Raw genomic sequence first — 14,326 nt, 5'->3', positions numbered from 1 at the left:
ACTGGAGACCGCGAAGATGGCGATGTACGAATCCGAGCACACCAAGTTCATGCGCGAATGGCTCGAAAAGCATCCCGAGCAGCGCGTCGAGCAGCAGAAGGGTCGCGCCCTGTGGTGGGACAAGCCGCAGGACGACGTCAGCCGCGAGCGCCAGCGCGCGTCGACCGTGCCGGTCAAGCCCTACTACTACGACACCGGCCACTGAGTCGCCTTGCGCGTCGTGTTTCCCCCGGCCGCGCCCCGCGGCCGCCATCGGTGCGGCTGAGTCGATGACGCTGCCGCGGCGGATGGCGGTCGTCGACGTCGAGAGCACCGGCGCGCACCCGGTCCGCGACCGCCTGACCGAGATCGCGATCGTCCGCATCGAGGACGGCGTCGAGGTCGAGCGCTGGGAGAGCCTCGTCAATCCCGGGATGCCGATCCCGCGCATGATCCAGGATCTGGTCGGCATCAGCGACGGGATGGTGGCGCAGGCGCCCGCCTTCGAGGCGCTCGCCGACCGTATCTCCGCGCTGCTCGAGGACTGCGTCTTCGTCGCCCACAACGCGCGTTTCGACTACGGCTTCATCAAGAACGCCTTCTCCCGCCTCGGCCGCGAGTTCGAGGCGCCGGTGCTGTGCACCGTCAAGCTCTCGCGCGCGCTCTACCCCGAGCATCACCGCCATGGCCTGGACGCGATCATGGCGCGCCACGGGCTGACGTGCGCCGCACGCCATCGCGCGATGGGCGACGTCGAGGTGCTGCTGCAGTTCGCCCGCCTGGTCGAGGCCGCCTTCGAGCCCGAGCAGCTCGCGCGCGCGGTCGTCCGCGCGATGAAGGCGCCGGCGCGCCCACCCGGTCTGCCCGAAGGCATGCTCGAGGCGATGCCCGACGCCCCCGGCGTGTACCTGTTCTACGCCGCAGCCGAGCCGGCGCCCGCGGGCCGGCGCGAGACGCCGCTCTACGTCGGCCGCGCCGCGAGCCTGCGCGCGCGCGTCGGCGAACACTTCGCCGCCAGCCTGCGCAAGGGCAAGGAAGCCGAACTCGCCGCCCAGGTGAAGCGGGTGGAGTGGGAGGAGTGCGCCGGCGAGCTGGGTGCTCACCTGCGCGAGACCGAATTGCTCAAGCGTCTGCAGCCCTTGCACAACCGGCCGCTGCACCAGGGCGACGAGGTCTTCGCGTTGCGCCTGATCCCCGGCCGCCGACGGCCGCCGATCTACGAGCGGGTGGATATCGCCGGCACCGACCCGCATGCGTGGAAGGGGCTCCACGGCGCCTTCCGCAACCGCCGCGAGGCCGACAATCTGCTGCGCGAACTGGCGGCGCTGTATCGACTGTGTCCGCGCCGGCTCGGCCTCGAGCCAGGCACCCAGGGTTCGTGCTCCGCTCATCTCGCGAAGCGCTGCGCCGGTGCGTGCGCCGGGCGGGAAACGATCGCCGAGCACGACGACCGCCTGGCCGGCGCGCTCGCCGGGGCGGGGCCGCGGGCGTGGCCGTGGAAAGGCCCGGTGATGGTGGCCGAGCGCCATGCGGCGAGCGGGCGCGAGGCCTTCCATGTGTTCGACCAGTGGTGCCGGCTCGGCTCGGCGGCCGACGAGGCGGGCGCGCGGGCGCTCGCTGGCGCGCCGCGCCGCTTCGACATCGACGTCCATCGGATCCTCAGCCGCTGGCTGAACGCGCCGGCGCACCGCGCGGCGGTGGTCGAACTCGGCGACTGAAGCTCAGTCGCCGGCGCAGTCGCGCAGCAGCGAGAGCTTGCTCAGCACCAGCACGCGCCGCCCTTGCGGCCGGATCATGCCGGCGCGGGTGAAGCGGGCAAGGACCCGCGACAGGGTTTCGGGCGTGAGGTTGAGCTGGGCGGCGATGGTCTGCTTGTCGCTCTCGAGGCGGATCTCCCAGTGCTCGGCGTCGGTGGGGGCGAGCTGGGTCAGGTAGTGGGCGACACGCTGGGTGCTGCTGCACTGAAGGTAGAGCTGCAGGCTCGACAGCAGTTCGTAGTTGGACAGCGCGAGGCGGGTCGTCACCGCCTCGGCGAAGCGGGCGCAGCGGCTCATCGCCGCACGCAGCTGGGCGGTGCGCACCAGCATCAGGTTGCTCGCACGGGTGGCCTGGGCGGAGACGAGGTGGGGGCGGTCGAGCAGCGCCGCCTCCTCGCCGAAGGATTCACCGCGGCTGGCGAGGGCGACGATCCGCTCGCTGCCGGAGGACGACAGCAGGAAGCGCTTGACCTCGCCGTCGAGCACCACATGGACGCCTTCGGCCGGGCTGTCGCGATGGACCAGGACCTCGCCTCGCCCGGCGCGGATCACGCGCCGTCCGGCGGTCAGCTCGCCCAGGGTGACGGTGTCGAGCAGATCGAAGGGAGGAATCTGCTGCAGTGCTTCGACGAGGGGGATCGGGTAGTCGGTCTTCATCCTGTGGTCCTTGTGCTGCGAAGCTTTCGCCTCAGGCGCCTGGAGGTCGGCCGTTTTGGTTCCCGCACGGTAACGCAAACGACATCGCATGGGTGCAGGCATACCTCCAAAGAGGTATCCTGCATCTCTGTTTTTTTTGCAACGGGCGCCGTCGATCCCCCTACCGGAGGAGAACCCAGCGTGTTTCAGTCCCCGCTCCACTTCCTTGCCCGGCGCTCGATCCTGCTGCTGGTCGTGCTCGCCATGCTGGCGCTGGCGCTGATCAGCCTCGGCGGCATGAGCGCCTCGGTGCTGGTCGCGGAGACGGTGCAGGGCAACGCGAGCGCGCTCAATGCCGCCGGCGGCCTGCGCCGGCTCGCCCACCGTCTGGGGAGCCTGGCGGCCGCCGACCTGCTCGGCGCAGGCGAGGACGCACCGCCCCTTCCCCAGGCGATCGAGCATTTCGAGCGCCAGCTTGCGCACGCGTCGATCCGGCGCGTGATCGAGCGCTCGCCGCAGGGGCGCTTCGCCACCGCCTACCGCAACGTCGAGGCCGGCTGGCGGCAAGGCCTGCGGCCACGGCTGGAGGCCGTCGCCGCGGCGCGCGGCGCGCCCTCGGGCGAGCGGCTCGAGGCCGTGCGGGCGGAGATCGAGGGCTTCGTCGGCGAACTCGACGCACTGGCGCGGGTGATCGAGGAAGGCACCGAGCGCCGGATCGAGCGTCTGCGGGCCACGCTCGGCATCGCGATCGTGCTGACCCTGGTGGTGATCCTGGTCGTGCTCCTGATGCTGCAGCGGGCGCTGCACCGGCCGTTGGCCGAACTCGGCGCCGCGGCCGAGCGCATGGCACGCGGCGACTTCGACGCCCGTGCCCGCCATACCGGCCACGACGAGCTCGGCCGGCTCGGCGTCGTTTTCAATCACATGGCGGAGGAACTGTCGCAGGCCTACGGCGGGCTCGAGGCGCGGGTCGCGGCGAAGACCGCCGAGCTGCAGCGCAGCGACCGCGTGCTCGCGCTGCAGGAAGAGCGCTCGGCGATCGCGCGCGAGCTGCACGACTCGCTCGCCCAGGCGCTGTCCTACATGAAGATCCAGGCCAGCCGGCTGCAATCGGTGGTGGGCGATCCGGCGCGCTGCGCCGAGGCGGAGCCCATCCTCGCCGAGCTGCGCGAGGGCATCAACGAAGCCTACCGCCAGCTGCGCGAGCTGCTGGTGTCCTTTCGCCTGCGTCTCTCCGCCGACCTCCCGACCCTCATGGCGGACGCGGCACGCGAGTACGCCAGCCGGGGCGGCATCTCGGTGGCGCTCGAGGTCGATCTCGGCGCCTGCCGGCTGTGCCCGAACCAGGAGGTACATGTGCTGCAGATCGTGCGCGAGGCCCTGGCGAACATGGTGCGGCACGCCGGCGCACGGCGCGCGCGGGTCGACCTGCGCGGTGCGGACGACGGTGAGGTGAGGCTCACCGTGGAGGACGACGGCAGCGGCATCGGCGCGCCGCCGGCAGACCCATCCAATCACCATGGCCTCGCGATCATGCGCGAGCGCGCGCGCAGCATGGGCGGGGAAATCGAGATCGTCAGCGCCGCGCCGCGCGGCACGTGCATCCGGGTGTGCTTCCGCGCGGCCAGCGCAGCGGCGCCCGCACCATGCGACGCGGGAGGGGCGCGTCCATGAACGGGATGAAGCGCGTACTCGTCGTCGATGACCACCCGCTGTTTCGCAAGGGGATGGTGCAGCTGCTGCAGACGATGCCGGGCTTCCGCCTCGTGGGCGAGGCCGCCGGCGGCGCCGAGGGGCTGGCGATGGCGCGCGAGCTGCGCCCCGATCTGCTCCTGCTCGACCTCAACATGCGCGAGTTCGGTGGGCTCGAAGTCTTGCGCGCGCTGCGCGCCGAACGCCTCGACGTGCGGGTGGTGATCGTGACCGTGTCGGACGCCGACGAGGACGTGGCAGCGGCGCTGCGGACCGGTATCGACGGCTACCTGCTCAAGGACATGGAACCCGAGGCGATGCTCGATGCCTTGCAGGCGGTGGCCGCCGGCCGCGTGGTGCTCCCGCCGCGGCCCTGCCACCCGGCCCGGCCGTCGCAGCCGCAGACGGCGGGTCCGCCCGTCCTCACCGAACAGCAAAGGCGCATCCTGCAGAAGATCACCGAGGGGCTGTCCAACAAGCAGATCGGCCGCGAGCTGGATATCGCCGAGGGGACGGTGAAGGTGCACGTCAAGCACATCCTGCGCAAGCTCGCGCTGCGCTCGCGGGTCGAGGCGGCGGTGTGGGCGGTGGAGCACCTGCGCGGCTCAGTGGCGTGACTGGCACGGCTGTGGTTCAATCCGTCCCCATGCTCGAAGTCCAAGATCTCGCCTGCCTGAAGGGCGATCGCCTGCTGTTCCGCGACCTCGCCTTCCGCCTCCAGGCAGGGGATCTGCTGCGCGTCGCCGGGCCCAACGGGGTCGGCAAGACCAGCCTGCTGCGACTGGTGACGGGGCTGGCGATGCCGGAGGCGGGCGAGGTGCGCTGGCAGGGCGAATCGATCCGGCGCGTGCGCGAGGCCTTCCACGGCGAACTGCTCTACCTCGGCCATCTGGCTGCGCTCAACGACCTGCTGACCCCGCTCGAGAACCTGCGCTTCGCCACCTCTGCGGTCGGCGATGCGGTCGACGAGGAGGCCTGCATGCAGGCGCTGGTGCGCATCGGGCTCGGCAACCAGCTCGATCTGCCGGCGCGCGTGCTGTCGGCCGGGCAGCGTCGGCGGGTGGGCCTCGCCCGCCTGTTCCTGTCGGCCGGCCGCCGGCTGTGGGTGCTCGACGAACCCTTCACCGCGCTCGATGTCCATGCGGTCGCCGATCTCGCAGCCACCCTGTCCGATCATTGCGCCGCGGGCGGCATGGTGATGCTGACCACCCACCAGGACGCCCCCTTCGCCCGTCCGCCGGCGGTGCTCGACGTCGGTGCTTTCGCATGCTGAGCACCTTCCTCGCGGTGCTGCGGCGCGACCTTCTGCTCGCCTGGCGCGGTCGCGCCGACGTGCTGGTGACGCTCGCCTTCTTCATCATCGTCGTGTGTCTGTTCCCGTTCGGCGTCGGCGCCGAGCCCAACCTGCTGCGGGCGATCGCGCCGGGCGTGCTGTGGGTCGCGGCCCTGCTCGCCTGCCTGCTGTCGCTGCACCGGCTGTTCGCCCAGGACCATGTCGACGGCACCCTCGAGCAGTTGCTGCTGTCGAGCGAGTCGGCCGTGCTTTGGGTGGGTGCGAAGGTGCTCGCCTTCTGGCTCAGCACCGGCCTGCCGGTGGTGGCGGTGGCGCCGGCGCTCGCGCTGTTGCTTGACCTGGAACAAGGCGGCCTGCCGGTACTGGTCCTAAGTTTGACGCTCGGCACGCCGACCCTCGCGCTGCTCGGCGCGGTCGGCGCGGCGCTGACGCTCGGGCTGCGCGGCGGCGGCATGCTGCTGGCGCTGCTGGTGCTGCCGCTGTTCGTGCCGGTGCTGATCTTCGGCGCCGGCGCGGTGGAGGCGGAGCTGTCCGGTACCGGTGCCGCGGCCCACCTGTTGCTTCTCGGCGGTGGCCTGGCTGGCGCGCTCGCGCTGGCGCCGTGGGCCTGCGCCGCGGCCCTGCGGATCTCGACCGAATGACGACTGTTTCCAATCGACGCGCCGGCGCTGCTGGCCCAGGCAAGCCCGAAATGACCCCCTCCGACCGCGGCCGCAGCCTGTTCCGCTTCGCCGCTCCCCAGGTCTTCTACCCGCTCGCCGGCCGTCTCGCGCCGTGGTTCGCGGCGCTCGCCGCGGTGCTGACCCTGGCCGGGTTGTGGCTCGGCTTCTTCGTCGCGCCCACCGACGCCACCCAGGGCGAGGTGTACCGGGTGATCTTCATCCATGTGCCGGCGGCCTGGATGTCGATGTTCATCTATCTCATCATGGCCTTCTGGGCGGCGGTCGGCCTGGTCATGAACACTCGCCTGTCCTTCATCATGAGCCAGGCGCTGGCACCCACCGGGGCGATGTTCTGCTTCGTCGCGCTATGGACCGGCGCGCTGTGGGGCAAGCCGACCTGGGGTGCCTACTGGGTGTGGGATGCGCGCCTGACCTCGCAGCTGCTGCTGCTCTTCCTGTATCTGGGCTTCATCGCGCTCACCCGCGCGATCGAGGATCCGCGCCGCGCCGACCGCGCAGGCGCGATCATCGCCCTCGTGGGCGCGGTCAACGTGCCGATCATCTACTTCTCGGTGCAGTGGTGGAACACACTGCACCAGGGTGCCTCGGTGAGCCTGACCAAGGCGCCGTCGATGGCGACCACGATGCTCGCCGGCATGCTGGTGATGGCGCTGGCAGCGTGGGCCTACACCATCGCCGTGGTGCTGTGGCGGGTGCGGCCGATGATCCTCGAGCGCGAGCGCCACACCGAATGGGTGGGGGCGCTGCTCGACCAGGAATCGACAGAACGGGGAGGGCGCGCCTGATGCAATGGGAATCGTGGTCCGCGTTCTGGGAGATGGGCGGCGCGGCCGGCTTCGTGTGGGGCAGCTACGGCGTCACTTTCCTGCTGGTGGCGCTGGAACTTGTACTGGTGTTGCGGCGTCGGAAGGAAGCTGTGCGCAAGCTGTTGCGCTGGCGTCGTGCAATCGGCAAGGACAGGAATGGGCGAACGGATGCCCGCATGGAGTCGCAATAGATGAAACCCCGTAGCAAACGTCTGATGCTGGTCGGTGGCGGCGTGGCCCTGCTCGTGGCCGCGATCGCTCTCGTGCTGAGCGCTTTCCAGCAGAACCTGGTGTTCTTCCACACCCCGACCGAGGTCGCCGAGGGCAAGGCGCCGCTCGGCAAGACCTTCCGCGTCGGCGGCATGGTCGAGGACGGCTCCATCCGGCGCGCGGGCGACGGCCTGACGGTCAGCTTCGCGATCACCGACACCGCCAAGGTCATCCCGGTCAGCTACAAGGGCACCCTGCCCGACCTCTTCAAGGAGGGCAAGGGCGCGGTGGTGCAGGGGCGGCTCGAGGCCGACGGCGTGTTCCATGCCACCGAGGTGCTGGCCAAGCACGACGAGAACTACATGCCGCCCGAGGCGGCGCATGCGGTCGAGCAGGCTTCCAAGGCGGCGGAGACCCTGAGCCAATGATTCCCGAACTCGGTCATTTTGCCCTCGTGCTCGCGCTGGTGCTCGCGCTGGTGCAGGCGGTGGTGCCGCTGGTCGGCGCCAGCCGCAACCGGCTCGCGCTGATGGCGGTGGGCCGCCCTGCGGCGCAGGGGCAGTTCTTTTTCGTCGTCGTCGCCTACGTCTGCCTCACCATCGCCTTCGTGCAGAGCGACTTCTCGCTGCAGCTGGCGGCGACCAACTCGCACAGCGCGACTCCGCTGATCTACAAGATCACCGGCGTGTGGGGCAACCACGAGGGCTCGCTGCTGCTGTGGGCGATGTCGCTCGCGCTGTGGACGGTGGCGGTGACGGTCTTCTCCCGCCACCTGCCCGAGGCCTTCGTCGCCCGCGTGCTCGGCGTGCTCGGCTGGGTCAGCGTCGGCTTCATCTCCTTCCTGCTCGTCACCTCCAACCCCTTCGAGCGCCTGCTGCCGGCGGTGGCCGAGGGTCGCGACCTGAACCCGCTGCTGCAGGACCCGGGGATGATCATCCACCCGCCCCTGCTCTACATGGGCTATGTCGGCTTCTCGGTGGCCTTCGCCTTCGCGATCGCGGCGCTGCTGACCGGCCGCCTCGACGCCGCCTGGGCGCGCTGGTCGCGGCCGTGGACCACGGTGGCCTGGGTCTTCCTGACCGCCGGCATCGCGGTGGGCTCGGGCTGGGCCTATTACGAGCTCGGCTGGGGCGGCTGGTGGTTCTGGGATCCGGTCGAGAACGCCTCCTTCATCCCCTGGCTGGTGGGCACCGCCCTGATGCATTCGCTCGCGGTCACCGAAAAGCGCGGCGCCTTCCGCAGCTGGACCGTGCTGCTGGCGATCGGTGCCTTCTCGCTCGCGCTGCTCGGTACCTTCCTGGTCCGTTCCGGTGTCATCACCAGCGTCCACGCCTTCGCCACCGACCCCAAGCGCGGCCTGTACATCCTCGCCCTGCTCGTGATCGTGATCGGCGTGTCGCTGGTGCTGTATGCCTGGCGCGCGCCGCGCCTGACCGGCGGCGGCAGCTTCGGCCTGGTGTCGCGCGAGACCTCGCTGCTCGCCAACAACGTGCTGCTCGCGGTGGCGGCCGCCTCGGTGCTGCTCGGCACCCTCTACCCCTTGTTCCTCGACGCGCTTAACATGGGCAAGATCTCGGTCGGCCCGCCGTATTTCGAGGCGGTGTTCGTGCCGCTGATGACGCCGGTGGTGGTGCTGATGATGGTCGGCCCCTTCCTGCGCTGGAAGACCGACGGCGTCTCGCCCGTGCTGCGGCGGCTGGCGCCGACCCTCGGCGCCGCCCTCGTCATCGGCACCGGCACCGCGTTTGCGGTCGATCACGTCACCTGGCGCACCGTGCTCGGTCTGGTGCTGGCGGCCTGGGTGGTCCTCGCCAGTCTGCAGCTGCTCGGCAACCGCCTGCGCGACCGCAGCGGCGCTGCAAGGCTGTCGGCCCGTCTGCGCGCGATTCCGAGCGCCTGGTGGGGCATGTGGCTGGGCCACCTCGGCATCGGCGTCTTCATCATCGGCGTCACCCTGGTGGGCAGCCTCGACGCCACCCTCGACGTGCGCATGAAGGAAGGACAGCGCGCCGAGCTCGCCGGCTACAGCTTCGTGTTCCGCGGCGTGCAGGACGCCGACGGTCCCAACTACGATGCCGCTCGCGCCACCATCGGGTTGTATCGTGGCGAACGCCAACTCACCACGCTGACCCCGGAGAAGCGGCTCTACCGCGCCCAGGGCATGCCGATGACCGAGGCCTCGATCGACATCGGCCCGCTGCGCGACGTCTACGTGTCGCTCGGCGAGCAGCTCGAGGACGGCAGCTGGATCGTCTCCCTCTACTACAAGCCCTTCATCAGCTGGATCTGGCTGGGCTGCCTGCTGATGGCGCTCGGTGGCATCTTCGCCGCCGCCGACCGCCGCTACCGCCGTACCGCCGAGCATCGCTCGACGGCGGCGGTCGCGGCCGCCGGTCGGGCCGCCTGAGAATCGTTCATGAAAGCAAAATTCCTCGTACCGCTGGTCCTTTTCCTCGCCTTCGCCGGCTTCCTCGCCTTCGGCCTCACCCTCAATCCACGCGAGGTGCCCTCGCCGCTGATCGACAAGCCGGTGCCGGCCTTCAGCCTCGCCCGCCTCGACGCGCCCGAGACCCGCTTCGGCGCCGAGGACATGCGCGGCCAGGTGTGGCTGCTCAACGTGTGGGCGTCGTGGTGCGTCGCCTGCCGCCAGGAACACCCGGTGCTGGTTTCGCTCGCGCGCCAGGACGTGGTGCCGATCGTCGGCCTCAACTACAAGGAACTGCGCGGCGACGGCGGCATCGACATGCGTGGCGTGAGCCTGGAGGACGAGACCGCGCGCTCGATCCAGCGCGCCCGTCGCTGGCTCGCCGACCACGGCGACCCCTACGCCCTGTCGGTGCTCGACATCGACGGCCGGGTCGGCATCGACTTCGGCGTCTATGGCGTGCCCGAGACCTTCCTCATCGATCGCGATGGACGCATCCGCTACAAGCACATCGGCCCGATCACGCCGGAGAACCTGCAGCAGGTCCTGCTGCCGAAGATCGAGGAGCTCAAGCGTGCAGGCTGATCGCAGCACTATGTGGCCGGGGCTGCCGGCCTGGGGAGCGCTCGCGCTGTGCGCGGCGCTGTGGTTGAGTCCGGCGCAGGCCGCCGACGCGCCGGGCGAACAGGCGCCAGCGGGTGGCGAGATCGCGCCCACCGCAGCGGCCGATCCCGAACTCGAGAAGGAGGTCATGGAGCTGTCGCACGTGCTGCGCTGCCTCGTGTGCCAGAACCAGTCGATCGCCGAATCCAACGCACCGCTCGCGCTCGACCTGCGCAACCAGGTCCGCGAGCAGTTGCAGGCCGGCCGCAGCAAGGATGACGTCATCGACTACCTGGTCGAGCGCTATGGCGACTTCGTGCTTTACGAGCCGCCCTTCAAGACGTCCACCGCCCTGCTGTGGGGTGGTCCCGCGCTGCTGCTGTTCGGCGGCGCCGGCTGGCTCGCCTGGCGTCTGCGGCGGCGCGCGGTCGAGCTGCGCGAGACGGTCGCCCTCTCGGCCACAGAGCGCGCCCAGGCGCGCAGCCTCCTCGCCGGTGACCCCGCGCAGCCCCCGTCTTCCCCCGAGGAGTCCCGTAAGTGACCGTTTTCCTGATCCTCGCCGGCCTGATGGTGGCCGGCGCCCTGCTCATGCTCGTGCCTCCGGTCCTCAAGGGTGCGCGCCGCGAGGCCGAGCAGGAACAAGCCGGCGCCGCGCTGGTGGTGCTGCGCGAGCAACTCGCCGAACTCGAGGCCGAGCGTGCTGCCGGCCGTCTCGATGTGGAAACCTATGCCAACAGCCGCGACGAGCTCGAGCGCCGGGCGCTCGAGGAAGGGCAGGCGGCCGACGCCGCGATCAGCGCCAGCAAGGCCGGCCCCGCGAAGGGCTGGGCGGCCGGCCTGGCGGTGATGGTGCCGGTGCTGGCGGTGGTCGGCTATCTCGCCTTCGGGGAACCCGAGGCGCTCGATCCGGCGAATCACGTTGCCGAGACCGGTGGCGACTTCACCCGCGAGCAGGTCGAGCAGATGGTCGGCACCCTGGTCGCGCGGCTCGAGAACGAGCCCGACAACGTCGAGGGCTGGAGCATCCTCGCGCGCACCTACACGATGCTGCAGGACTACCCGAAGGCCGCCGCCGCCTATGAGCACCTCGCCGGGCTGCTGCCGGACAACGCCGACGTGATCACCGAATGGGCGGACGCTACCGCCGCCAGCGAAGGCAGCGTGCTCGGCAAGGCCGAGCCGCTGGTCGAGCGCGCGCTGGCGATCGATCCCGGCCATCCGAAGGCGCTCGCGATCGCCGGCACGATGGCCTACCAGCGCGGCGACTTTGCCGGCGCGGCCGCGCAGTGGGAGAAGATCCTGGCGCGGATTCCGCCCGGCGCGGAAATGGCGCGCGGCGTGATCGAGAGCGTCAACGAGGCGCGCCAGAAGGCGGGCATGGCGCCCCTGGCCCAGCCCGGGCCGGCCGCCGCTGCGGCACCCGGCCCGATCACGCTCAACGGCCGCCTCGAGATCGCCCCCGGGCTGCGCGACCGGCTGGCAGCCGACGACACCGTGTTCGTGTTTGCGCGCACCGCGCAGGGCGGCCCGCCGGTGGCGGCGCTGCGCTTCCGCGGCGCCGACCTGCCGCTCTCGTTCAGCTTCGAGCAGGCGACGATGATGGGCAGCGAGATCCCGCCGACGGTCACGCTCGGCGCCCGCGTCGCCAAGGGCGGCACCGCCGCGGCTGGCGCCGGCGACCTCGAGGGCGCGATCGAGGACGTCGCGATCGACGCCAGCGGCGTCAGCCTCGTCATCGACCGCGTGCGAGAATGATCCCGGCGGCCGGCAGCCACCGGCCGCCGCCTCAGTCGGGCCGGTCGACGTAGTCGAAGCGCACTCGCTTGACGTTGCACAGCAGCTCGTAGGCGATCGTGCCCGCCGCCTCGGCGACGCGGTTGACCGGGATGTGCGGACCCCACAGCTCGACCGTGCTGCCGACGCCCGCCTCGGGCAGCCCGGTGAGGTCGATCGTCAGCATGTCCATCGACACCCGCCCGATCAGGCGAGAGCCGAGGCCGTCGACCGCCACCGGGGTGCCGTCCGGCGTCGATCGCGGGTAGCCGTCGGCATAGCCCATCGCCACCAGGCCGACCCGGGTCGGGCGTTCGGCGACGAAGCGCGCGCCGTAGCCGAGCGCCTCGCCGGCCTCGATGCGGCGCTCGGCGATCACTTCGCTCTGCAGCGTCATCACCGCGCGCAGATCGCTGTCGCCCTGCGGCATCGGGTCAGCGCCATACAGCAGGATCCCGGGCCGCGCCCAGTCGCGGCGGGCCTGCGGCCAGCCGAGCACGCCGGCCGAGTTGGCGAGGCTGTGTGCGCCCTCGAGGCCGCAGGTGGCGGCATCGAAGCGTGCGATCTGTTCGGCGGTGGCGATCACCTGCGGCTCGTCGGCGCGCGCGAGGTGGGTCATCAGCGTGATCCCGGCGACCCTGCCGCTGGCCCGCAGCCGGTGCCAGGCCGCTGCCACCGCCTCACCGACGAAACCCGCGCGGTTCATGCCGCTGTTGACCTTGAGCCACACCTGGAGCGGCCGCGCCAGCGGGCTGGCCTCGATCATGCGCAGCTGGGCCTCGTCGTGCACCACGATCCACAGGCCGTGATGGACCACCTCCGCCAGCTCCTCGGCCTCGAACACGCCTTCCAGCAGCAGGATCGGCGCGGTGACGCCCGCGGCGCGCAGCGCGAGCGCCTCCTCGAGGAAGGCCACCGCGAAGCCGTCGGCCTCGTCGGCGAGCGCCTGCGCGCAGCGCACCGAGCCGTGTCCGTAGGCGTTGGCCTTGATTACCGCGAGCGCCCGCCCGCCATGGATGCGGCGCGCGAGGCGGTAGTTGTGGCGGAAGGCGGCGAGGTCGATCAGGGCACGGGCGGGGCGCATTCGGGGAGGAGGGAAGGCTGTGAGAAGAGCGCCAAGTATAGCGGCCGGCCCCGCGGCGTAAGCGGGGTTCCGGTGCCTGCGCGCGCCGCTCGAACCGGTTCGGCGGGGGCGCGTTCGGCCTGCTATATCTTCAGTTGACCGGGTGCGTTCCGGCGCGGTGTCGGCGCCGGTGCCCCGGTGTCGCAGGGGGAAATCATGGAGCGCAACTGGCATGCGAACTCATGTCTGCTGGCGGTCGTCGCGTCCGGCCTGGCGGCCTGCGGCGGCGGTGGCAGCTCGACGACCTACGGCACCACCGGCGGCTTCGCCAGCTGGGGCGCGATCCGCCCCAACACCACGGTCGCCATCGCCGGGCTGTCGCAGGAGGGCAGCTACCGCTATGACGACGCAGGCCTGGCCGCCGCGCCGATCGTATCGCCGGCGACCCCCGATTCCACGGTGAGCCTGCGGGAGGATCTCGGCGGCGAGCTGGTCCTGCTGAGCATCGCCACCCCGACCGGGACGGTCGGCTTCTCCACCGCCGACGGCGACACGATCCTGGTCGTTGGCGGGGTCGTCGAGGCCGAAACGGCGGAGTTCACCGCCAGCGGCGGCGATCGTGGCGCCTTCTATGCCGGCATCGATGCCGAGGCTGCGGGTTGGGACTACCAGACCTTCGGCATGTGGGGCACGGACGACGGCGCGGGCAACGCCAGCCTGGGAACGGTGAGCTACGGCCGGGTGACGCCGGCCTCGGCGCTGCCCGCGACCGGCAGCGCGCGGTATCTCGGTGCCTTCGTCGGCTTCTACGTCGGACCGACCGGGACCGGCGAGGACGCGACCGGCGGCGCGGTCCGGGTCGATGTGGACTTCGGCCTGCGCACCCTGGCCTTCGCCACCAGCGGCACGCTCGACTCGAGCGGCGCCGCCCGGCCGGAGCTCGAGCTACGCGGCAGCGACCTCGCCTATGCGGCCGGCAGCAACGACTTCAGCGGCACGCTGGCCAACGCCGGCGGCACGATGAGCGGGCCGGTGCGCGGCCGCTTCTACGGGCCGGCTGCAGAGGAGCTCGGCGGCGTGTTCGCGGTCGAGGCGGCCGGCAGCTGGGAGACCTACGGCGGCGCCTTCGGCGCCAGGCGCTGACGCGGTCGGCGCGCCATCCTCCGCGCATTGCGTGCGGGTGCGCCCCGCATTAGAATGGGCGCCTCTTCGCGGCAGCCTTCCGGCCGCCGCCGATGCGGGTGTAGTTCAATGGCAGAACGGCAGCTTCCCAAGCTGCATACGAGGGTTCGATTCCCTTCACCCGCTCCACCGCATCAATCTGCGGAGTTCCGTAGAAGTCCAGGAGAATATGCAAGTCGTTGGCGCACAAGGACTTTTCTCTCCTTGACGTTCTGCTGTGTTC

The 14,326-nt window shown here is 71.0% G+C and carries 16 protein-coding genes and 1 tRNA gene; 15 read left to right on the top strand and 2 right to left on the bottom strand.

The genetic code is table 11. The features are described 5' to 3' along the window. The first annotated feature begins 16 nt into the window (after nt 1–16). Nucleotides 17–205: a DUF3460 family protein gene (locus BB334_RS16670; protein ID WP_068809619.1), complete on the top strand. Its 189-nt coding sequence runs from the start codon at nt 17–19 to the stop codon at nt 203–205. Nucleotides 206–269: 64 nt separating this feature from the next. Beyond that, the gene (locus BB334_RS16665; protein ID WP_068809618.1) at nt 270–1,697 is read left to right on the top strand and encodes an exonuclease domain-containing protein; all 1,428 of its coding nucleotides are present in this window, start codon (nt 270–272) and stop codon (nt 1,695–1,697) included. A 3-nt stretch (nt 1,698–1,700) separates the two neighbouring features. Here the strand turns inward: BB334_RS16665 and BB334_RS16660 are convergent, their stop codons facing one another. After that, complete coding sequence (locus tag BB334_RS16660) at nt 1,701–2,393, bottom strand: Crp/Fnr family transcriptional regulator (RefSeq protein ID WP_068809617.1); 693 nt, start codon at nt 2,391–2,393, stop codon at nt 1,701–1,703. 180 nt (nt 2,394–2,573) lie between these two features. On the opposite strand from BB334_RS16660, the gene BB334_RS16655 reads away from it, so the two are divergent. Genes BB334_RS16655 through ccmI form a run of 11 tightly spaced genes read left to right on the top strand, consistent with a single transcriptional unit; the run spans nt 2,574 to nt 11,840 of the window. Then, a complete protein-coding gene (locus tag BB334_RS16655) occupies nt 2,574–4,046 on the top strand; it encodes a histidine kinase (protein ID WP_232756768.1) in 1,473 nt (490 codons plus the stop codon). Then, nucleotides 4,043–4,681, top strand: a complete 639-nt coding sequence (gene narL, locus BB334_RS16650; protein WP_068809616.1) for a two-component system response regulator NarL — start codon at nt 4,043–4,045, stop codon at nt 4,679–4,681. The genes BB334_RS16655 and narL overlap by 4 nt, the downstream gene beginning before the upstream one ends. A gap of 29 nt (nt 4,682–4,710) precedes the next feature. Then, entirely contained in the window at nt 4,711–5,337 is a 627-nt protein-coding gene (gene ccmA / locus BB334_RS16645; protein ID WP_068809615.1) for a cytochrome c biogenesis heme-transporting ATPase CcmA, read from the top strand. Further along, nucleotides 5,331–5,999, top strand: a complete 669-nt coding sequence (ccmB, locus tag BB334_RS16640) for a heme exporter protein CcmB (RefSeq protein ID WP_068809614.1) — start codon at nt 5,331–5,333, stop codon at nt 5,997–5,999. Before ccmA ends, ccmB begins: the two co-directional genes overlap by 7 nt. 50 nt (nt 6,000–6,049) lie before the next feature. Then, nucleotides 6,050–6,826: a heme ABC transporter permease CcmC gene (ccmC, locus tag BB334_RS16635; RefSeq protein ID WP_068809613.1), complete on the top strand. Its 777-nt coding sequence runs from the start codon at nt 6,050–6,052 to the stop codon at nt 6,824–6,826. Beyond that, nucleotides 6,826–7,038, top strand: a complete 213-nt coding sequence (ccmD, locus tag BB334_RS16630) for a heme exporter protein CcmD (RefSeq protein ID WP_068809612.1) — start codon at nt 6,826–6,828, stop codon at nt 7,036–7,038. Before ccmC ends, ccmD begins: the two co-directional genes overlap by 1 nt. Beyond that, nucleotides 7,039–7,485 carry a cytochrome c maturation protein CcmE gene (gene ccmE / locus BB334_RS16625; protein WP_068809611.1) on the top strand — a complete coding sequence of 149 codons (447 nt, stop codon included), beginning with the start codon at nt 7,039–7,041 and terminating at the stop codon, nt 7,483–7,485. Then, a complete protein-coding gene (locus BB334_RS16620; RefSeq protein WP_068809610.1) occupies nt 7,482–9,464 on the top strand; it encodes a heme lyase CcmF/NrfE family subunit in 1,983 nt (660 codons plus the stop codon). The genes ccmE and BB334_RS16620 overlap by 4 nt, the downstream gene beginning before the upstream one ends. Before the next feature lie 9 nt (nt 9,465–9,473). Continuing rightward, nucleotides 9,474–10,067: a DsbE family thiol:disulfide interchange protein gene (locus BB334_RS16615; protein ID WP_068809609.1), complete on the top strand. Its 594-nt coding sequence runs from the start codon at nt 9,474–9,476 to the stop codon at nt 10,065–10,067. Nucleotides 10,068–10,077: 10 nt separating this feature from the next. Beyond that, nucleotides 10,078–10,626 (top strand): cytochrome c-type biogenesis protein, encoded by a 549-nt coding sequence (locus BB334_RS16610; RefSeq protein ID WP_068809608.1) that lies wholly within the window; start codon nt 10,078–10,080, stop codon nt 10,624–10,626. Then, nucleotides 10,623–11,840 carry a c-type cytochrome biogenesis protein CcmI gene (ccmI, locus tag BB334_RS16605; protein ID WP_068809607.1) on the top strand — a complete coding sequence of 406 codons (1,218 nt, stop codon included), beginning with the start codon at nt 10,623–10,625 and terminating at the stop codon, nt 11,838–11,840. The genes BB334_RS16610 and ccmI overlap by 4 nt, the downstream gene beginning before the upstream one ends. A 31-nt stretch (nt 11,841–11,871) precedes the next feature. Here ccmI and alr read toward each other — a convergent pair whose 3' ends face one another. Then, nucleotides 11,872–12,942: an alanine racemase gene (gene alr, locus BB334_RS16600; protein ID WP_068809606.1), complete on the bottom strand. Its 1,071-nt coding sequence runs from the start codon at nt 12,940–12,942 to the stop codon at nt 11,872–11,874. A gap of 195 nt (nt 12,943–13,137) precedes the next feature. Between alr and BB334_RS16595 the strand changes: the two genes are divergently transcribed. Together BB334_RS16595 and BB334_RS16590 are read left to right on the top strand one after the other, a co-directional pair. After that, on the top strand, nt 13,138–14,064 hold the full coding sequence (locus tag BB334_RS16595) for a transferrin-binding protein-like solute binding protein (protein ID WP_068809605.1): 927 nt from the start codon (nt 13,138–13,140) through the stop codon (nt 14,062–14,064). Between the two features lie 94 nt (nt 14,065–14,158). Continuing rightward, a tRNA-Gly gene (locus BB334_RS16590) sits at nt 14,159–14,232 on the top strand. Nucleotides 14,233–14,326 lie beyond the last annotated feature (94 nt).

Source organism: Thauera phenolivorans, from assembly GCF_001696715.1.
Lineage (GTDB): Bacteria > Pseudomonadota > Gammaproteobacteria > Burkholderiales > Rhodocyclaceae > Thauera > Thauera phenolivorans.
The sequence above is the reverse complement of the archived record's forward strand: the minus strand, read 5'-3'. Positions and strand labels throughout refer to the sequence as shown.

Bases quoted from the DNA above. Each gene is read 5' to 3' on its own strand.
- BB334_RS16670 (WP_068809619.1), top strand. From the start codon at position 17: ATGGCGATGTACGAATCCGAGCACACCAAGTTCATGCGCGAATGGCTC.
- BB334_RS16665 (WP_068809618.1), top strand. From the start codon at position 270: ATGACGCTGCCGCGGCGGATGGCGGTCGTCGACGTCGAGAGCACCGGC.
- BB334_RS16660 (WP_068809617.1), bottom strand. From the start codon at position 2,393: ATGAAGACCGACTACCCGATCCCCCTCGTCGAAGCACTGCAGCAGATT.
- narL (WP_068809616.1), top strand. From the start codon at position 4,043: ATGAACGGGATGAAGCGCGTACTCGTCGTCGATGACCACCCGCTGTTT.
- ccmA (WP_068809615.1), top strand. From the start codon at position 4,711: ATGCTCGAAGTCCAAGATCTCGCCTGCCTGAAGGGCGATCGCCTGCTG.
- ccmB (WP_068809614.1), top strand. From the start codon at position 5,331: ATGCTGAGCACCTTCCTCGCGGTGCTGCGGCGCGACCTTCTGCTCGCC.
- ccmC (WP_068809613.1), top strand. From the start codon at position 6,050: ATGACCCCCTCCGACCGCGGCCGCAGCCTGTTCCGCTTCGCCGCTCCC.
- ccmD (WP_068809612.1), top strand. From the start codon at position 6,826: ATGCAATGGGAATCGTGGTCCGCGTTCTGGGAGATGGGCGGCGCGGCC.
- ccmE (WP_068809611.1), top strand. From the start codon at position 7,039: ATGAAACCCCGTAGCAAACGTCTGATGCTGGTCGGTGGCGGCGTGGCC.
- BB334_RS16620 (WP_068809610.1), top strand. From the start codon at position 7,482: ATGATTCCCGAACTCGGTCATTTTGCCCTCGTGCTCGCGCTGGTGCTC.
- BB334_RS16615 (WP_068809609.1), top strand. From the start codon at position 9,474: ATGAAAGCAAAATTCCTCGTACCGCTGGTCCTTTTCCTCGCCTTCGCC.
- BB334_RS16610 (WP_068809608.1), top strand. From the start codon at position 10,078: ATGTGGCCGGGGCTGCCGGCCTGGGGAGCGCTCGCGCTGTGCGCGGCG.
- alr (WP_068809606.1), bottom strand. From the start codon at position 12,942: ATGCGCCCCGCCCGTGCCCTGATCGACCTCGCCGCCTTCCGCCACAAC.
- BB334_RS16595 (WP_068809605.1), top strand. From the start codon at position 13,138: ATGGAGCGCAACTGGCATGCGAACTCATGTCTGCTGGCGGTCGTCGCG.